The sequence below is a fragment of the Streptomyces barringtoniae genome (assembly GCF_020819595.1).
GTDB lineage: Bacteria > Actinomycetota > Actinomycetes > Streptomycetales > Streptomycetaceae > Streptomyces > Streptomyces barringtoniae.
Window position 1 is genome coordinate 1 of record NZ_JAJHNP010000027.1, and the last position, 16,644, is coordinate 16,644.

General features: G+C 71.3%; 13 protein-coding genes. 4 read left to right on the forward strand and 9 right to left on the reverse strand.

The features are described 5' to 3' along the window. Nucleotides 1-465: 465 nt before the first annotated feature. The gene (locus tag LMU33_RS35625) at nt 466-981 is read right to left on the reverse strand and encodes a hypothetical protein (protein ID WP_228625269.1); all 516 of its coding nucleotides are present in this window, start codon (nt 979-981) and stop codon (nt 466-468) included. A gap of 258 nt (nt 982-1,239) precedes the next feature. Here LMU33_RS35625 and LMU33_RS35630 point away from each other — a divergent pair, with 258 nt between their 5' ends. Both LMU33_RS35630 and LMU33_RS35635 read left to right on the forward strand, forming a co-directional pair. Next, on the forward strand, nt 1,240-1,848 hold the full coding sequence (locus tag LMU33_RS35630; RefSeq protein WP_228625271.1) for a YceI family protein: 609 nt from the start codon (nt 1,240-1,242) through the stop codon (nt 1,846-1,848). Nucleotides 1,849-1,916: 68 nt separating this feature from the next. Continuing rightward, a complete protein-coding gene (locus LMU33_RS35635; RefSeq protein WP_228625273.1) occupies nt 1,917-2,114 on the forward strand; it encodes a hypothetical protein in 198 nt (65 codons plus the stop codon). Here LMU33_RS35635 and LMU33_RS35640 read toward each other — a convergent pair. Both LMU33_RS35640 and LMU33_RS35645 read right to left on the reverse strand, forming a co-directional pair. Then, nucleotides 2,111-3,487 carry a hypothetical protein gene (locus LMU33_RS35640; protein ID WP_228625275.1) on the reverse strand — a complete coding sequence of 459 codons (1,377 nt, stop codon included), beginning with the start codon at nt 3,485-3,487 and terminating at the stop codon, nt 2,111-2,113. The genes LMU33_RS35635 and LMU33_RS35640 overlap by 4 nt on opposite strands. Before the next feature lie 48 nt (nt 3,488-3,535). After that, nucleotides 3,536-6,550, reverse strand: a complete 3,015-nt coding sequence (locus LMU33_RS35645) for a glycoside hydrolase family 3 protein (RefSeq protein ID WP_228625277.1) — start codon at nt 6,548-6,550, stop codon at nt 3,536-3,538. A 108-nt stretch (nt 6,551-6,658) separates the two neighbouring features. On the opposite strand from LMU33_RS35645, the gene LMU33_RS35650 reads away from it, so the two are divergent. Together LMU33_RS35650 and LMU33_RS35655 are read left to right on the forward strand one after the other, a co-directional pair. Further along, the gene (locus tag LMU33_RS35650) at nt 6,659-8,524 is read left to right on the forward strand and encodes a ricin-type beta-trefoil lectin domain protein (protein ID WP_228625279.1); all 1,866 of its coding nucleotides are present in this window, start codon (nt 6,659-6,661) and stop codon (nt 8,522-8,524) included. A gap of 91 nt (nt 8,525-8,615) precedes the next feature. Next, on the forward strand, nt 8,616-9,215 hold the full coding sequence (locus LMU33_RS35655) for a GOLPH3/VPS74 family protein (protein ID WP_228625281.1): 600 nt from the start codon (nt 8,616-8,618) through the stop codon (nt 9,213-9,215). Between the two features lie 52 nt (nt 9,216-9,267). On the opposite strand, the gene cimA is transcribed toward LMU33_RS35655, so the two are convergent. The 6 genes from cimA to ureA form a co-directional block, all read right to left on the reverse strand. Then, entirely contained in the window at nt 9,268-10,878 is a 1,611-nt protein-coding gene (cimA, locus tag LMU33_RS35660) for a citramalate synthase (RefSeq protein ID WP_228625282.1), read from the reverse strand. Between the two features lie 288 nt (nt 10,879-11,166). Then, a complete protein-coding gene (locus LMU33_RS35665; protein ID WP_228625284.1) occupies nt 11,167-12,468 on the reverse strand; it encodes an MFS transporter in 1,302 nt (433 codons plus the stop codon). A gap of 38 nt (nt 12,469-12,506) precedes the next feature. After that, a complete protein-coding gene (locus tag LMU33_RS35670) occupies nt 12,507-13,118 on the reverse strand; it encodes a TetR/AcrR family transcriptional regulator (RefSeq protein ID WP_228625286.1) in 612 nt (203 codons plus the stop codon). 16 nt (nt 13,119-13,134) lie between these two features. Continuing rightward, complete coding sequence (locus LMU33_RS35675) at nt 13,135-14,175, reverse strand: agmatine deiminase family protein (RefSeq protein ID WP_228625288.1); 1,041 nt, start codon at nt 14,173-14,175, stop codon at nt 13,135-13,137. A 16-nt stretch (nt 14,176-14,191) separates the two neighbouring features. Continuing rightward, nucleotides 14,192-15,874, reverse strand: a complete 1,683-nt coding sequence (locus tag LMU33_RS35680) for an urease subunit alpha (RefSeq protein ID WP_228625289.1) — start codon at nt 15,872-15,874, stop codon at nt 14,192-14,194. Next, nucleotides 15,871-16,554, reverse strand: a complete 684-nt coding sequence (ureA, locus tag LMU33_RS35685; RefSeq protein WP_228625291.1) for an urease subunit gamma — start codon at nt 16,552-16,554, stop codon at nt 15,871-15,873. Before ureA ends, LMU33_RS35680 begins: the two co-directional genes overlap by 4 nt. Nucleotides 16,555-16,644: the final 90 nt, after the last annotated feature.

A 16,644-nucleotide genomic window follows, 5' to 3' on the forward strand; every position in this document is an offset into this window, starting at 1 on the left:
GTGCTGCGCCTCGGTCGCCTTCTCGCTGGGACCCGCCACCGCCCGGGCACGAATCGCGTGCAGCTCGGCGACCCGTCCGCGCGCGTCCGTCGGCTCGCCGGTCGGCTCACCCGTCGTCTCTTCCAAAACGGTCATGTAGTGACCTTACGAAGGACACCAAGGAAAGCGAGCCGTTGACTCCGTACAGTCTCCGGCCCGTTTTCCTGGTACCAGTGAACAGAACCATGGCCACGTGCAGCCGTTCCGACTGCTCACAGGGCGTCGGCGTTGTAAGGGGGTCACAAAGACCTCACCGGAGAGCCACCTCACATTCGCGGCCGGCGCATGCCATCCCCGGGGTGACACGGGGCCCCGGACGGCGGCTCGCCCATGGATCGGCGGCCGGGCCGCAGCCCGCCCCGAGGGCGGTGCCGGGCCGGCGGCGGCGCGGGGTGTCCCAAGGGGCCGCCGCCGGCCCGTTCCGGCTCAGCAGCCGCCGCAGTTGTAGTAAAGGGCGTCCCAGTGGCTGCCCTCGTCGGCGTAGATGTTGCCGGAGGCGGACCGCCACTGCGGGTAGCCGTCGCCGCGCAGGCCGATGTAGGTGAAGTTGTTCTTGATGTACGACGTCACGCAGGTGTACTTGCTGTAGTCGAGCTTGTAGCCGTTCCAGTGCGAGTAGGTGCCGGAGGCGTGGCCGGTCTCGGTGCCGCCGGTGATGTTGAGGGCGCAGCCGCTGGCCCGCTTCAGGGTCTGGGCGCCCTGGGCGGTGGCGAGGTTGAGCTGCTCGAAGGACGTACAGGTGGGGTTGTTCCGGTCGGTGCAGTTGCCGGAGGACGACCAGGTGATGCCGACCTGCCGGAACATCGACTCGGCGGTGGCCTGGCTGATCTTGGTGACGGCGAACGCGTCGGTGGCGGTGCCGACGACGGCGACACCGGGGGCGACGACGAGAGCGAGCGCGGTCAGGACGGAGCGGAGGCGCATGGCTTTCGCGAGCTTCATGGGGAACCTCTCCTGCGGTGGGCCGAGCTTCCTGTGGGACGGCTGTGCAGGTGGCGCACGCAGATGGTGCCCGAGTTCTACGCGCGTCCGCCAGAGGGCGTACGTGATCACTCTCGGTGACAGTGAAACCACTTTCCGGATGATGTTGAAAACCGAACCGAATGGGTCTACCGTCGGAGATGCGAGTTCGTTTAACGTTCAACCGATTTCGTTCGGCAGATTCGCAGGTTCCGTTCAGATCTCTCCCTGGAGCACGACATGGGCTTCTTCGGCCGCAAGGGCAGCACCCCCGAGACCACCGCCGCGCCGACCGGCACGGGTCCCGACCTGACCGCGCTGACCGGTGACTACACGCTCGACCCGGCGCACACCACGATCGGTTTCGTGGCGCGCCACGCGATGGTCACCAACGTCAAGGGCGCCTTCCACGACTTCACCGGCACGCTCCACCTGGACGGGGCGGACCCCGCCAGGTCCACCGCCACGATCGACGTCCAGATGGCGAGCATCGAGACCGGCAACACCGACCGGGACGGTCACCTGAAGTCGTCGGACTTCTTCAAGATCGACGAGTTCCCGGTCATGACCTTCCGCTCCACCAAGGCGGAGGCCCTGGGCGGCGACGACTACCGCATCACCGGCGACCTCTCCCTCCTCGGCGTGACCAAGTCCATCACCATCGACCTGGAGTTCAACGGCGCCGCGAAGGACCCCTTCGGCAATGAGCGCGTCGGCTTCGAGGGCAAGGCCGAGATCCTGCGCTCCGAGTGGGGCCTCACCTGGAACGCGGCGCTGGAGACCGGCGGGATGCTCGTCTCCGACAAGATCAAGCTGCACTTCGACATCTCGGCGATCAAGCAGGCCTGAGCCTTCGGCGGCCCGCCGACAACACCGCGAGCGCACCCGCTCCCCGGAAACGGGAGGCGGACGCTCGCGTGTCCTGCCGGCAGGGCGTCGACTGCGGGAACGCGGCGCAGACGCCGGCGCGGGACATGGCCGGGCGGGATGCCTGGCCGGCCGGGGCACTGAAGTCGCTCGGCGAGACCGGGCGCGGCGTGCCGGCGCTGACGGCCGGGCTGATGGAGCGGCTGGGATCGGGATGGCTGGAGGCGGACGGCCGGGCCGAGACCTAGAAACCCCCGCCGAAGTCCCCGCCGCCGTCGCCCCCTCCCCCGTCGAACCCCCCGCCGTCACCGAACCCTCCCCCGAAGTCCCCGGAGTCGAAATCGGTACCGGAGACGTCGCCGCCCTGGTGGTCATCGCCGAAGTCGCCGCCGTAGCCGGGGCCGAAGTCGCCGTATCCGGTGCCGTAGTCGGCCGCGTACGAGGGGGTGGCCATCATGCTGCCCAGAAGGGTGCCGACGAGCAGGCCGGGCAGGATGCCGCCGCCGAAGTAGCCGCCCGCCCAGGGGCCGTAGGCGGGGCCCGCGTCCCAGTAGGGGCGGCGGCCGTAGTCCGTGTCGACCTCGCGGATGACCGGGTCGCGGCCGTCGGCCAGCCGGGTGCCGTCGGCCGCGCAGACGGGCACCTGACGCGGGGCGCCGCCGGGCGGGGTCCAGGTGGCGTCGGTCACGGAGGGGCCGTGCCGGGGATCGAAGAAGCAGGGCGGCCGGCGCTCGGGCAGGGGGCGGCCCTCACGGCGGGCGGCCAGCCGGGCCAGGGAGAAACGACCGTCCTCCAGGGCCTCGGTGACCGTGCGCACGTCCTCCGGGCGGCTCGCCTGTGCCATGCGCTGTTTGGCCGTCTCGTAGGCGTCGAGGGCGTGTGCGTAGTCGGCGCGCATCGCGTCGTCGGCGCCGGGCCCGCCCGGCTGGAAGTCGAGGCGGTCCAGTTCCTCGCCGAAGGCGGTGATGTCCTCGTCCACGACCACCCGGAGGCGGTCGAGGGCGGCCCGCTGCTCCTCCGCGCGCCGCCGGCGGCTGCGGCGCACCAGTACGTAGGCGCCCGCACCGCCCGCCACCAGCACCGCGGCCACCGCGATCAGGGCGGCCGTACCGGAGGATCCCCCGCCGGAGCCGCCCCAGCTCGACGGGGCATGGCCGCGCATGGTGGCCAGCGCGCGGTCGGTGAAGTCGCTGAGCTGGGCCTTGGCCGGCTCGCCCTGGACGCTCGTCACCAGGTTCCGCCGGGCCGTCGCCGACATGACGGAGGAGTCCGCGCGGGCGTCGAAGCGGTCGCCGAGGCGGATGCCGTACAGGCCGGTGACGCCGGTAGCCGCGCGCAGGTCGAAGAAGAGGTTCCGGGTCGGGTAGCCGGCCGGGAGCACCGCGACGAACAGCGGTTTGTTCGCGTCCTTGATGCGTTTGGCGAGCGCGTCGGCGTCCGCCTTGGGCAACTGGGCCGAGGCGGCCGGGTCGACGTAGACCGGGCTCTTGCGGAGGGCCTGGGCGACGGCGGAGATGCTCGTGTCCGCGCTCGCCGCGGGCGCGAACAGGGTCGCGACGACCAGGGCGAGGGCGGCCAGCAGCAGGGCTGGGAGGCTTCGGGTCCGCAGGACGGCCTTCATCCTTCGAAGCTACCCGAAGCCTCCCCCAATCGGTCATACCGTCCGGATCTACGCGGCCCCGTACGCCTCGATCAGCTTCTCCACCGCCTTTCCGTACCGGCCCGTCAGCAGCAGATGGTCGGCGTCGGCGAAGGGTTTCGCCGCCCCCGGTGTCATCCGGTCGCCGATCCTCTGCTGGACCAGCAGCCGCGCCTTGGTGACCAGCTCACGGCCGGCCCGGGCGTCGCCCCTGCGCTCGGCCGCCGTCGCCGCGGCATCCAGCGCCTGCAGAGCGGCCGTGCCGCCGCGCGGGACGCCGGTGAGCGTGGTCAGGCCCCAGCCGTAGGGGAACTGCGGGTCGTAGGAGGCGTCGCCGACGTTGATCGGCAGCTGGGACTCGGACCTCGGCCAGGTGACGGGGAGCTGTCCGGTGAAGGGCCGCCTGCCGTAGAGGACGTCGGCGACGCCCTCGCCCTCGGTGCCGGGCAGCCAGGAGGCCACCAGCGCGTCGATCCTGCCGAGCCGGTCGCCGACGAGCTGCGGACGACCGGAGACGATCAGCACCGCGCACTTCATGGCCGCGCACACCTTGTCCACGGCCGTCTGGTCGGCCGCCGACAGCTGCAGCGAGTGCCCGTTGCCGACGTCGCCGACGCCCTCGGCGTACGGGGTCTCGCCGACGACGACCACGCCGACGTCGTAGCCGTCCGTCGGGGCCGAGGCGTCCTTGGAGTAGGTGACGTCTCCCCCGGCGTCCCGCATCCCCTGGAGGATGGTCGTGCCCCGGGTGTGGGTGCCGGACGCGCCCTGCCAGGTGAGGGTCCAGCCGCCGGTCTGGTTGCCGAGGTCGTCGGCGTTGGACCCGGCGACGTACACCTTCTCGCTCTTCCTCAGCGGCAGCAGACCGCCGCTGTTCTTCAGCAGCACCTGCGACTCGGCGGCGGCCCGGCGGGCGACCGCCCGGTGGGCCGGGGAGCCGATGGCGGCGGCGCCGGACGTGTCGGCGTACGGGTGCTCGAACAGCCCCAGCCTGAACTTCTGGGTGAGGATGCGGGAGACGGCGTCGTCGATCCGCTTCTCGCTGATCCGGCCCGCCTTCACCTCGTCGGCGAGCGTGCCGCTGAAGTCCTTGTAGCCGTACGGGACCATCATCATGTCGACGCCCGCGTTCACCGCCGTACGGACGTGGGTGGCGTAGTCCCCGGGGAGCTGGTCGATGGCGTTCCAGTCGCTGATGACGAAGCCGCCGAAGCCCATCCGGCCTTTGAGCACACCGTTGATCATGTCGCCGCGGGCGTGCATCTTCACCGCGCCCCGGCCGTCCCCGACGATGTCGAGGGAGGAGTACGACGGCATGACCGTGCCGATGCCCCGCTCCACGGCGCTCTGGTACGGCGCCAGGTGGATGTCCTCCAGTTGCCGCCGCGTGACCGTCGTGACGCCCTGGTCGATGGTGTAGGTGCCGGTGGTGGAGGAACCGTACGCGGTGCCGCCGTCGCCGACGAAGTGCTTGGCGGTGGCGAGCACCTTGTCGTTCCGGCTCAGGTCCCGTCCGTCGGCCCGGCCCTGGAGGCCCTGGATGATGGTCTCCATCGACTGCACGAGGGCGGGATCCTCACCGAAGGACTCGTAGGAGCGGCCCCAGCGTTCGTCGCGGCTCACGCACAGGCAGGGCGCGAAGTCCCAGGGGATGCCGGTGGCGCGGACCTCGGCGGCCGTCACCGCCCCCGTCCTCTCGGCCAGTCGGGGATCCCGGCTCGCGCCGATGCCGATGTTGTGCGGCATGATCGTGGCGCCGGCCAGGTTGTTGTGGCCGTGGACCGCGTCGACGCCGTAGACCAGCGGAATCTGGAACCGCGTCGCCTGGGCGCGGAGCTGGAAGCCGTCGACCATCTTCGCCCAGGCCCCGGGGGTGTTGGGCGTGGGCGTGGAGCCGCCGCCGGACAGCAGCGAGCCGAGGGCGTACGTGGCGATGTCGCCCCCGGCCCCGACGGCCCCGCGCTCGGCCTGGGTCATCTGCCCGGCCTTCTCCTGAAGGGACATGCGGGACAGCAGGTCCGCGACGCGCTTCTGCACGGGCAACCTGCTGTTCAGGTACGGCAGTCCGTGGGCATCGATGACGACCTGCGGGGTCTCGGCGGGCGCCTTGGCGCCGGTGACCGTGAGCTCGAGCGGGATGGTCCTGGCGGGTGCTGCGCCCCTGGTCTTCCGGGTGGGCACCTCGATGGTCCGCGTCGTACCCGAGGCGGTACCGGCCGGGAAGGTGAGGGTGCCTTCGGTCGGGGTGTAGTCCCGGCCGGCGGTGGCGGTGCCGCCCTGGGTGGCGTACGTGACCGTCACCGGGTCGTCGACGGGCCGGTCCCCGGTCGTGGCCAGGGTGACCTTGACCGCGGCGGTGCCGCCCGCCTTGACCGGGTACACGGGCGCGTCGGTGCCGACGGAGGCGCGCAGCGACTGGTCGGCCTTTCCGTACAGCTCGACGTCGTCCATGGCGAAGTCGCCCTTGGTGCCGGCCGGGAGCGTGACCGCGTAACCCCACATCCCGGTGAGACCGAGGACGTGGTCGATGCCGCCGACCGGCTGGTAGTCGGTGCGGTAGACGAAGTCGGTGAAGGGGATCTCGATCTGCTTCCAGCCGGTGAAGTCGTCGGTGAAGGAGGTCGTCCAGAGTTCGGAGGCCTCGCCGTTGGCGCCGCCGTCCTTGATCTCGAAGGCGATCTTCCGGCCGTTGTCCCGGCCCTCCCACCAGAAGCGGATGCCCTGGTGGGCGGACCAGTCGTGGGCGGGCAGGCCGGCGGCGAAGTCGTGGGTGAAGCCGCCGTAGCCGCTGATGTCGTAGGTGCCGGTGAGGACCTTGGCGCCCTCGGGGGCGTCGGCGCGGTCGGTGAGGTGCAGGGCGGGCGGGTCGTCGGCGTCGCTTCCCCAGGTGAAGATGCCGTCGGCGGGCTGCGAGGCGAAGGGGACCTCGCCCTCGAAGCGGTCGACGGGGACCGGCGCGGGGTCGTCGGCGGCGTGCGCCGCGGCGGACAGGGGCAACAGGGCGGCGAGCAGGGCCCCGGAGACGAGCAGGGCGGTTCTCGGCATAGACCTTCCCTCGGCTCTCATGGTTCACTCATGACTTAGATCACGCCGTGAGTTAACTAACGGCACCCCAACCCGTCAAGAGTGCACGTCAGTTGAAGGGCGACGCACATGAGGAGAACCCCCCGCACGGTCCGGCTGCTCCTGGCCGGGCTGCTCTCCGCCGCCGGCCTGACCGCCGCCGTAACCCCCGCGCACGCGGCCGGCGAGCAGGTCACGGCCTGGCTCACCACCACCGACGACTCCGCGGGCCGGCATGTCGTGCGCGGCCTGCAGCCGCAGACGCCGTTCGCCTTCCAGTCCGGCGCGGGCGGCGGCGGCACGAACATCACGGTGGACGAGAACACCCGCTACCAGACCTTCACCGGCGGCGGCGCGTCCTTCACGGACACCGCGGCCTGGCTGATGAACAGCAGCGGCGCACTGTCCCAGGCGACCCGGGACGCGACCATGCGCAAGCTGTTCTCGCCGACGGACGGCATCGGGCTGTCGTTCCTGCGCAACCCGATGGGCGCCTCCGACCTCGCGCGGTACGGCTACACGTACGACGACGTGCCGTCCGGCCAGACGGACGCGTCCCTGGCGAAGTTCTCGATCGCGCACGACCTCGCGGACGTCGTGCCGCTCACCCGGCAGGCGCTCCAGCTGAATCCGTCGCTGACGGTGATGGCCTCGCCGTGGACCGCCCCGGCCTGGATGAAGGACAGCGGCTCACTCAACGGCGGCTGGCTGAAGGCCGAGGACTACGGGGCGTACGCCGGCTACTTCGTGAAGTACCTCCAGGCGTACAGGGACCAGGGGATCAACGTCTCGTACGTCACGCCGCAGAACGAGCCGACCTGCTGTTCCGGCTACCCGTCGATGAGCTGGAACGCCTCCGGCATCCAGTACTTCCTCAAGAACGACCTGCTGCCGCAGCTGCAGTCGGCGGGGCTGAGCACCAAGGTGCTGGCCCACGACTGGAACTGGGACACCTACGACTCCTACGCCGCCCAGTCCGTGGACGACCCGGCGATCCGCAACCACCCCAACTTCGGCGGGATCGCCTGGCACGGCTACGGCGGTGACGTCACCAAGCAGACCACCGTGCACGACCAGTACCCCTCGCTGGACGCCTTCGGCACCGAGCACTCCGGCGGCACCTGGATCGCCGACCAGCAGCACGAGGACATGTCCAACATCGTCGACTACACCCGCAACTGGGCGAAGTCGGTGACCAAGTGGTCGCTGGCCGTGGACCAGAACGGCGGTCCCCACAACGGTGGTTGCGGCACCTGCACCGGGCTGGTCACCGTGCACGACGGGGACGGTGCGAGCGGGACGGTGGACTACACCGTCGAGTACTACGACATGGGCCACCTGACCAAGTTCGTCCGGCCGGGCGCCCAGCGGATCGCCTCCACGGCGTCCACCACCGTGCCGAACGTGGCCTGGCGCAACCCCGACGGCAGCAAGGCGCTGATCGCGTACAACGGTTCCTCCGCGGCACAGACCGTCACGATCGACTGGGGCTCCCAGCACGCCACTTACTCGCTGCCCGGCAGGACCTCGGCCACCTTCACCTGGTCCGGCACCCAGTCCGGCGGCGGCGCACGGACCGGTTCCTTCGTCGGCCTGGCCGGCAAGTGCCTGGACCTGGCGGGCGGTTCGAGCGCCAACGGCACGGCCGTGCAGCTCTACGACTGCAACGGCACCTCCGCCCAGCAGTGGACGGTGGCGGCCGACGGGTCGGTCCAGGCGCTCGGCAAGTGCCTCGACGTGACGTCGGGTTCGACCGCCGACGGCGCCAAGGTGCAGTTGTACGACTGCAACGGGACCGGCGCCCAGCAGTGGTCGTACAACTCCTCGACCGGTGACGTGGTGAACCTGGCGGCCGACAAGTGCCTCGACGTGACGGACAACTCCTCCGCGAACGGGGCGCGGGCACAGATCTGGTCGTGCACGGGGGCCGCCAACCAGAAGTGGCACCTGCAGTAGCGCACCCCGCCAGGCCGTCGCCGACGGGGTGCGTGTTCACCCGCGGGCGCCGCTGAGCGGCGCCCGCTCGCCTGCTGGGGGACGATGAGGTATGACCACACCGCAGGATCTGTTCCTCGTCAGCCTCGACGTGCCCGGCGATCACCCCGTCGAGGCGGGCGACCTGTCGCTGGCACTCGCGGGGGCCGAGCTGATCGACCTTCTCGGGGCGCGGGCGCTCACCCTGGACGGTGAGCGCATCGTGCCCGGGCCCGTGCTGACCACGGGCGACCGGATGCTGGACGAGGCCGGGGCGGCGCTCGTGCGCAAGGAGCCGTACGAGACGGTCGAGGACTGGCTGTGGCGCCGGGGCGAGGGGCTGGCCACGGCCTACCGCGACGTCCTGGACACCGGGGGGCAGCTCTCCGGGAAGCGGCACCGCTGGCCGCACCGCGCCGACAGGGCGGCGGCCGCCGACACCCCGGCCCGGCGCCATGCCGCCGACCGCTGGTGGTCCCGCGAGCCGGTCCTCACCGGGCTCGCCGCCACCCTGGGCATCCAGGGCGAGCGGCCGCCCGAGGAGGAGCCCGGCGACGAGGCGGTCGTCACGGTGCTGCTGGCGGTCGGCGACGCGGTGACCGAGCTGGGGGCCGTACGGGAGCGGCGGCGCATCGAGAACGCGGCGTTCGACAACATCTGGCGCGCGCCGTAGCCGAGCGGGGGCGCTGCTCGCCGGGAGGCGCCCCCCTGCCGAACCGGCGGAGCTACTCCGCCGGTGTCACTCCCGCCCGCAGCAGGCCGTACGTGTACGCGTCCTCCAGGGCCTGCCAGGACGCCGCGATGACGTTCTCCGCCACGCCGACCGTGGACCACTCGCCGGCGCCGTCCGAGGTGGAGATCAGGACGCGGGTGGTGGAGGAGGTGCCGTGCACGCCCTCCAGGATGCGGACCTTGTAGTCCACCAGGTCCAGCTTGGCGAGCTGCGGGTAGATCTTCTCCAGGGCCACGCGCAGCGCGCGGTCGAGGGCGTTGACCGGGCCGTTGCCCTCCGCCGTGGCGACGATCCGCTCGCTCTTGGCCCACAGCTTCACCGTGGCCTCGTTGGCGTGGGTGCCGTCGGGGCGGTCCTCGACGATGGCCCGCCAGGACTCCACGTCGAAGTACTTCAGCGGGCGGCCCTCGACCTCGGTCCGCAGCAACAGCTCGAAGCTCGCGTCCGCCGCCTCGTAGGTGTAGCCCTTGAGTTCGCGCTCCTTCACCCGCTCGACCACCCGGCCGACCAGTTCGCGGTCGCCGCCGAGGTCGATGCCGAGCTCCTTGCCCTTGAGCTCGACGGAGGCGCGGCCCGCCATGTCGGAGACCAGCATGCGCATGGTGTTGCCGACCAGCTCGGGGGCGATGTGCTGGTACAGGTCCGGGTCGACCTTGATCGCGGAGGCGTGCAGGCCGGCCTTGTGCGCGAAGGCCGACACGCCCACGTACGGCTGATGGGTGGAGGGCGTCAGGTTGACGACCTCGGCGATGGCGTGCGAGATCCGGGTCGTCTCGCGGAGCTTGCCGTCGGGCAGGACCTTCTTGCCGTACTTCAGCTCCAGGGCGGCGACGACCGGGAAGAGGTTGGCGTTGCCGACGCGCTCGCCGTAGCCGTTGGCGGTGCACTGCACGTGGGTGGCGCCCGCGTCGACGGCGGCGAGGGTGTTGGCGACCGCGCAGCCGGTGTCGTCCTGGGCGTGGATGCCGAGCCGGGCGCCGGTGTCGGCGAGGACGGTGGCGACGACGGCGTGGACCTGGGCGGGGAGCATGCCGCCGTTGGTGTCGCACAGGATCACGACGTCGGCGCCGGCCTCGGCGGCCGTACGGACGACGGCCTTGGCGTACTCGGGGTTGGCGCGGTAGCCGTCGAAGAAGTGCTCGCAGTCGACGAAGACCCGGCGGCCCTGAGCCGTCAGGTACGACACCGTGTCGCGGACCATCTCCAGGTTCTCGTCGAGTGTGGTGCGCAGCGCCAGTTCCACATGCCGGTCGTGCGACTTGGCGACCAGGGTGATCACCGGGGCGCCGGACTCGAGCAGGGCCCTGACCTGCGGGTCCTCGGCGGCTTTCGCACCGGCGCGGCGAGTGGCGCCGAAGGCGACCAGCTGGGCGTGCCTGAAGTCGATCTCCGCCTGCGCGCGGGCGAAGAACTCGGTGTCGCGGGGGTTCGCGCCGGGCCAGCCGCCCTCGATGAAGCCGACGCCGAAGTCGTCCAGGTGCCGTGCGATGGCGAGCTTGTCCGCGACGGTGAGGTTGATTCCCTCGCGCTGCGCGCCGTCGCGCAGCGTGGTGTCGAAGACGTGGAACGAGTCGTCGAGCTCGCTGGTTGCCGTCTCGGTCATGGTGTCAAGGCTCCTGTTGTGGATCTTCGGTCTTACCGGAATGACCGGCTCCACCGTCCCCCCAATGGTCCCTCGCGCTTGCCGTTCCCCGGCTGAAGGTGGGCCGGAAAACGAAAAAACCCCTCGCGGGTGCGAGAGGTCTGCGCGCGGGTCGAGGACGACGGTGGCCACCCGCACCTGGTCGTACGAGGTGGTCACTGCGGACCGGCGCGCCTGCTGCCAATAATCATGGCGAACGAGAGCACGGGGGCAGTCTGGCACACCCCCGTCCCCGGCTCCGCGACCGTCTCAGGATGCGGTCGTCAGACTGGAATCCGTGCGGTCCCCCGCCCGGGCGAGGTCCAGGTCCTTCGTCTCCCGCATGGCGACGTACACCACCAGGGACACGGCGGCGCAGCCCGCCACGTACCAGGAGAAGCCGGACTCGATACCGGCGTTCTTGAACCACAGGGCGACGTATTCCGCCGTGCCGCCGAAGAGCGCGTTGGCGATGGCGTACGGCAGGGCCACGCCGAGGGCACGCACCCCGGTCGGGAACAGCTCGGCCTTCACACAGGCGTTGATCGAGGTGTAGCCGGTGACGACGACCAGCGCGAGCAGGGCGAGACCGAGGGCCGGCCAGAAGCTGCCCGCGTGTTTGAGCAGGGTCATGATCGGCACGGTGAGGAGAGTGGAGCCGACCGCGAAGGTGATCAGCAGCGGGCGGCGGCCGATCCGGTCCGACAGGGCGCCGGCGAGCGGCTGGAGGCAGGCGAAGACGATCAGCGCGGTGAAGGACACCAGCGTCGCCGTCTGCTTGGACAATCCGGCCGAGTTGGACAGGTACTTGGTCAGATAGGTGGTGTACGTGTAGTACGCGACCGTGCCGCCCATGGTGAGGGCGATGACCAGGAACGCCTCCCGCCGGTGCCGCCACAGCGCGCGCAGGGTGCCGCGCTCCTGGGTGTGGGAGGCGTCCTCCTCGTACACCTCGGTCTCCAGCATGGTGCGCCGCAGGTAGAAGACGATCGCGGCGCCGAGCGCGCCCACGACGAACGGGATGCGCCAGCCGTAGCTGTGCAGCGCGCCGTCGGACATGGTGCGTTGCAGGACGATCAGCAGGCCGAGGCCGACGATCTGGCCGGCGGTCATGGAGACGTACTGGAAGCTGGAGGCGAACCCGCGCCGCTTCGGGTCCGAGGCCTCGGTCAGATAGGTGGCGCTGGCCGCGTACTCACCGCCCACCGACAGGCCCTGCAGCAGTCGGGCGACGAGCAGCACGAGCGCGCCGCCGTAGCCGGCGACCGCGTAGGTCGGGGCGACGGCGATGAGGATCGCGGACGCCGACATCAGCGTGACGGTCAGCGTCAGCGCCGCCTTGCGGCCCCTGCGGTCGCCGACCCGCCCCAGCAGCCAGCCGCCCACGGGGCGCATGAAGAACCCGACGGCGAAGATGCCGGCGGTGTTCATGAGCTGGGCGGTGGGGTTGCCGCTCGGGAAGAACGCGCCGGCGAAATAGGTGGCGAAGCTCGCGTACACGAACCAGTCGAACCACTCGACCATGTTGCCCGCCGAACCGACCCAGATCTTCTTCCAGTGTTGTCGTCCCATGCGCCGGTACATGCCCGGCACCGGAGCGGACGATTCCTTTACCCGGCCGGCATCTGGAGGGAGTCGGCGATGAACTCCCGTACGTGCGCCAGCACTTGGTCGCGCCCGGTGCCGCGCAGCCCGATGGCGACGTGGATGGAGAACCCGTCGAGCAGCGCACGCAGCCTGGTGGCGAAGCGGTCGGGGTCCACCCGGCGGAACTCACCGCGCGACACGCCCTCGGCGATCAGTGCGACCAGGTCGCGATGCCACGCGCCCTCGATGGCGACCTGCCGGGCGCGGGCTTCGTCGTCGGCGTTCTGCGAGCGGTTCCAGACCTCCAGCCACAGCGTCCAGTGCGGGTCGCGGTGGCCGTCGGGGACGTACAGGTCGACGTAGGCCGCCAGGCGCTCGCTCGCCGTCGCGGGGCCGGTGAGCAGCCTGCCCCGCTCCGCGCCGAGCCGCCCCTCGCTCCACTCCAGGGTCTGCAGCAGCAGCTCGTCCTTGGAGCGGAAGTAGTACAGGAGATGGCCGCTGCTCATCCCGACCTCGCGGCCGAGCGCCGCCATGGTGAGCTTCTCCAGACCGCGCTCGGCGATCATGTCCATGGCGGCGGCGAGCACCTCCTCGCGCGGCGGCGCGTTCCTCCGCGCCCGTGCCGCACCGGCCATCCCTGTCTCCTACATCTCAGACCTTCGGCTGCTGCTGGGTGATGCAGTGGATGCCGCCCCCACCCGCAAAGATCGTACGCGCGTCCACCAGGGTCACGGTCCGCTCGGGGAAGAGCCGGCGGAAGATCCCGGCGGCGATCTCGTCGCGCGGGTCGTCGAAGCCGCACAGCACCAGGCCGCCGTTGCAGATGTAGTGGTTGATGTAGGAGTAGTCGGCCCAGTGGCCGTCGGCCTCCAGGACGGTCGGCGCGGGGACCTCCACGACCTCCAGGGCGCGGCCCCGGGCGTCCGTCTGGGAGCGCAGGATGCCGATGACCTCCTTGGTGACCTCGTGGTCGGGGTGGGCCGGGTCCGGCTGGGAGTGCGCCACGACCACACCCGGGCGGGCGAAGGCGGCGACGATGTCGACGTGGCCGAGGGTGCCGAAGCCGTAGGGGGGGTAGTCGCCGGTCAGGCCGCGCGGCAGCCAGATCGCCTTCTCCGTGCCGAGGTGGGCGTGGATCTCGGCCTCGACCTCCTCCTTGGACCAGTGCGGGTTGCGCTCGGGGCCGAGCTGCACGGTCTCGGTGAGCAGCACGGTGCCCTCGCCGTCGACGTGGATCGCGCCGCCCTCGTTGACCAGCTTCGAGGCGTACGTCCTGGCGTCCGCGAGGTCGCAGACGTATGCGGCGATCTTGGAGTCGTGCTCCCAGCGGGCCCAGTCCTGGGCGCCCCAGCCGTTGAACGTCCAGTCCACGGCGGCCAGTTGCCCGCGGCCGTTGGTCAGGAAGGTGGGGCCGATGTCCCGCATCCAGGCGTCGTCCAGCTCGCGCTCGACGGTGTCGACGTCCGGGCCGAGCAGCGCCTGCGCCTGCGCCGACTGACCGGGACCGCAGACGACCGTCACCGGCTCGAAGCGGCGGATCGCGCGGGCCACCGAGGCCCAGGCGGCGCGGGAGGCCGCGAGGTCGTCCGGGTCGTCGAAGGTGGGGTTGGGGCCCGGCCACGCCATCCAGGTGCGCTCGTGCGGGGTCCACTCGGCGGGCATGCGGAAGCCGTCGGCGGCGGGGGTCGTCATAGGAATTCCCGGATTCTCAGAGGAAGTAGAGGCGGTTGAGGGAGACGGAGTCGGCGGGCTCGGAGCGCAGCGGGTCGCCGTCGAGGGTGACCAGACCGGTGCGCTGGTCGACGTCGACCGCGCCGATGCGGGCGTTCAGCCGCAGGTCGGCCGGGCCGATGCCCCGGGTGCCGCGCACGGCGACCCTTCTGCGCCGCGTGGGCATCGCGTCGTTGCCCTGGTCGACGGCGGCCCGGGCGACGAACGCGACCGAGATGTCGGCGGCCGTGGCACCGTAGGAGCCGAACTGCGGCCCCAGGACGAGGGGTTCGCAGGTGTCGGTGGCCGCGTTGGGGTCGCCGACCACGCCGTACGCCGGGAAGCCGGCCTTGAGGACGAGCTGCGGCTTGGCGCCGAAGTACTCCGGGCGCCACAGCACGATGTCGGCGAGCTTGCCGGGCTCGATCGAGCCGACCTCGTGGGAGAGGCCGTGCGCGATGGCGGGGTTGATGGTCAGCTTGGCCATGTAGCGCAGCACGCGGGCGTTGTCGTCGCCCTCGCCGTCGCCCTCCAGGGGCCCCAGCTCGGCCTTCATCTTGCCGGCCATGGCGAAGGTACGGCGGACGGTCTCACCGGCCCGGCCCATGCCCTGGGCGTCGGAGGAGGTGATGCCGATCGCGCCCAGGTCGTGCAGCACGTCCTCGGCGCCCATGGTGCCGGCGCGGATGCGGTCACGGGCCATGGCGGCGTCGCCGGGCAGGTCGGGCTTGAGGTCGTGGACGGAGACGATCATGCCGTAGTGCTCGGCGACCGCGTCCCGGCCGAAGGGCAGCGTGGGGTTGGTGGAGGAGCCGATGACGTTCGGGACGCCGGCCATCTTCAGCACGTTGGGCACGTGTCCGCCGCCGCAGCCCTCGATGTGGAAGGCGTGGATGGTGCGGCCCTCCAACACCTTCAGGGTGTCCTCGACCGACAGGCACTCGTTCAGGCCGTCGCTGTGCAGGGCCACCTGCACGTCGTGCTCCTCGGCGACCCGCAGGGCGGTGTCCAGGGCCCGGGTGTGGGCGCCCATGTCCTCGTGCACCTTGAAGCCGGACGCGCCGCCCTCGGCCAGCGCCTCGACCAGGGGGGCGCCGTGGGAGGACGAACCCCGGCCCAGGAAGCCGATGTTGACCGGCCAGGCGTCGAAGGCGTTGAAGGCGTGGCGCAGCGCCCAGGGCGAGTTGACGCCGACCCCCCAGACGGGGCCGAACTCCTGCCCGATGATCGTGGTCACGCCGGAGGCGAGGGAGGCCTCCATGATGCGCGGCGACAGCAGGTGGACATGGGTGTCGACGGCCCCCGCGGTGGCGATCAGCCCCTCACCGGAGACGATCGACGTGCCCGTGCCGACGACGACGTCCACGCCGTCGAGGGTGTCCGGGTTGCCGGCCCGCCCGATCGAGCAGATCCGGCCCTCCCGGATGCCGATGGAGACCTTCCGGATGCCCTGGGCGGCGTCGATCACCACGACGTTGCTGATGACGACGTCACAGGTCTCGCGGACGGCGGCGGCCTTCAGGTGCAGTCCGTCGCGGGCGGTCTTGCCGAAGCCGGCCAGGAACTCGTCGCCGTAGCGCTGGGAGTCGGACTCCACGCGGATCGTGAGCCCGCTGTCGCCGAGGCGGATGCGGTCGCCGGCGCGGGGGCCGTGGGTGGCGGCGTACTCGTAGGGGTTCATCGGTTCTCAGCTCCCAGGTATCCGCAGGCTTCGGCCCTGCGCAGGGCCTCCTCCTTCGCGCCGGGCGCGTCCAGCGGCCCGTCGACCAGTCCGGCGAAGCCGATCGCGATCCGGTCGCCGCCGATCGGCACCAGTCCCACCTCGACGCTCTCGCCGGGGCCGAAGCGCACCGAGGAGCCCGCGGGGACGGCGAGGCGCATCCCGTAGGCCGTCCCCCGTGCGAAGTCCAGCCGCGGGTTGGCCTCGAAGAAGTGGAAGTGGGAGGTGACGGAGACCGGCACGGTCGCCGTGTTGGTGACCGTGAGCCGTACCACCGCCTCCGGTTCGACGTGCTCGGGCGCCGGGAGCAGCGCGCCCGGTGCCCGGTCGCCGAGGCCGCCGCCGATGGGGTCGGAGACCACCGCGAGCCGGGAGCCGTCGTCGAAGACCGCCTCGACCATCACCTCGGTGACGACGTCGCCGACACCCGGCAGGACGTCCTCCGGGCCGAGCACGCTGCGGGCCGCCTCGATGGCCTCGGCGAGCCGCCGACCGTCCCGGGCCGCCTCGCACACGGTGTCCGCGATCAGCGCGGTCGCCTCCGGCACGTTGAGCCTGAGGCCGCGCGCCCGGCGGGCCCGGGCCAGCTCGGCGGCTCCGAAGAGCAGCAGCCGGTCACGTTCCGTGGGGGTCAGTCTCACGACGCGGCACCTCCTTGCCTTCCACACTTTAGAACATCACTCTAAACACAGAATTCATGAAACTGAAGCATTGACTGCTGGCTTTGTTTC